Origin of the sequence: Nonomuraea basaltis (genome assembly GCF_005893125.1) — a bacterium.
GTDB lineage: Bacteria > Actinomycetota > Actinomycetes > Streptosporangiales > Streptosporangiaceae > Nonomuraea > Nonomuraea basaltis.
The window spans coordinates 1-2,156 of sequence record NZ_VCJS01000499.1 but is presented as its reverse complement, the minus strand read 5'-3'; the positions used below and the strand labels follow the sequence as shown (position 1 = coordinate 2,156).

1 protein-coding gene is annotated in these 2,156 nt (G+C 65.6%); it reads right to left on the bottom strand.

The features are described 5' to 3' along the window. Positions 1-14: 14 nt before the first annotated feature. Positions 15-2,102, bottom strand: coding sequence for an ISAzo13 family transposase (locus EJK15_RS68915; protein WP_138720868.1), 2,088 nt, complete (start codon positions 2,100-2,102; stop codon positions 15-17). Between the last annotated feature and the right edge of the window lie 54 nt (positions 2,103-2,156).

Genomic DNA, 2,156 nt, shown 5'->3' with positions numbered 1-2,156 from the left:
GAAGCCGTAAGGAATCAACTTGTCGGCGTGTCGCGGCTCTCTGGTGCTCTGGCAAGGAGATCGGCCGCCGTGCGATAGCGGATGGGTGCCCGTTCGGGAAGGCGGTCTTCCTGCTCCAGCAGCGGGCGGACCCATGTTCTGGCGTTGCCGATGGTGCGCCTGCTCACCTGAAACAACTCCGCCACCACGTCCCAGCTGCAGACTTTGCGCAGGCCGAGTATGACCGCGAGCACGCGCTCGGCGTCGGTGATCTTCTCGTTGAAGACACCGCCGCGAGCTGTCGGCTGTCGATCTCCGCCGCGCTGGAGATGCTTTCGCCGCTCAGCCTCGGCGGCCTGGCGCTTCGACAATCGCTTGATCAGCCGTTCCAGCTCAGGTCGATGCATGCCGGTCAGCGCCGGATCGCCGAGGGCGGCCAGTCGGTTCGGCCGGGCCGGCATGGTGTCGCTGTCCAGAAAGGTCCGGAGGGCGGCCACGCTGGTGAAGCGCAGGACGGTGGGGTCGGTCGTGTGCTTGTGTTCGGCCAGGAGCTTGGCGGTTTCAGCGATCGCCGTGCCGATGGAGTAGGTGTTGACCTCGATCATCTCGGACAAGACCCGCTGAGAGCAGATCTGCCGCTGGTAGACGAGGGTGAGCAAGACCTTGTCGGCGTCACTGAGCAAGGACCGGCCGTGAATGCCCTTGGCTTGGCGGCGCGGGCCGCCGCGCCGCTCGAAGTAGCGTTGTTCGGCGCGGGCCGCCTGCGCCGGGGCCAGGGCGATGGCCAGCTCTTGCAGTTCTTGGTGGCCCATGCCGGTCAGGCGCGGGTCGGCCAGGGTGTGCAGGGCGCGGGCCCGGATCTGGTCACGGTCCCCGGGTTGGACGGCAGCAGTGATGTGGTCTGCGGTCGGGCTGATGGTGTAGTTCCACATTCCGCGCTGGGCGTGGGGCCTGATCGGCAGTGCGTTCATGCGCTCGGTGCTGACCGACACGCCCAGCGGGTAGGCGCCGGAGTCGAGTTCGGCCTCAACGCGCAGCCCGGTGCGTGTGCGGGTGGCGGCGATGCTGTTCACGACAACTTTGTGGCTGGTCAGGGGCCTGCCCCGCCAGTTCATCGTGATGTGAGAGAACAATCGATGCTCAATTTTGTTCCATTTCGAGGTGCCCGGCGGGAAGTGGCAGACCGTAATGGTTAGCCCCGTCTCGGCGGCGAAGTCGGCAAGTTCGGCCTTCCAGGCCCGGTAGCGGTAGCTGTTGGAGCCGCCGCAGTCTGCTGTGATCAGTAATCGGGAGGCGTCCATATAGTCCGTTCGGCCGCGGGCGTGCCACCACCGGCGGATCGAGGCCACCGCGAACGCCGAGGTGTCGTGGTCCACCCCAACGTTCACCCAGCCCCGATCGGCGGCCAGGTCGTAGATGCCATAGGGGATGGCATGCGGGACATCCGGGCCGGTGAAGAAGAAGCTGTGGTCTTCGACCTGGACCGGGTCGCCCTTGGGGCGCCACTGCCGCCCGGCATTGGGCAATTGCCCCAACTGCTCCTTCTTCTTGGTATCGACGCTGATCACCGGCTGTCCGGCGGTCTGGTGCTCTTTGACCTGCTCGTTGACATAGCCGAACTGAGCGTCGCGGTCGGGATGCTGTTTGCCCTCCAGCGTCTTGGTGTTGGCCTGCAGGCTGAAGCCCTGCCCCTTCAACAGCCTGCCCACCGTCGGGGCGGAGACCGAATGCCCTTGCCGGGCCAGTTCCTCGGCCAGGTTCCGCAGCGACTTGGTGGTCCAGCGCAGCGGCGACATAGGATCCCCGCGCTCGTCTGGCTCCACCAAAGCCAGCAGCGCCGGAACCAGTTGCAGATCTTGATCCTCAGCAGCCTTTCGTCCTCCGCCTGGCTTCCTGACTCGACCAGCGGGGAGTGGATTGTCGCCGGCCTCAAGTTCGAACACGCCGTTGCGGATGGTGGTCTCGCTGACGCCGGCTACCTGGGCGACAGTTCGCACTCCGCCGTGGCCGAGCAGCCGGGCTTCGGTCGCCAACAGCAACCGCCGCTGCCGTTCGTTCAGATGGGGCAGCAGCACATCGAACTTCACCGAGAGTTGCTCGCGGACCTCGCTCGGAATGGCCATATCCTCCCAACGAGCCGAAGATCACAAAGCAACGCCTTATTTCCTTACGGCCTC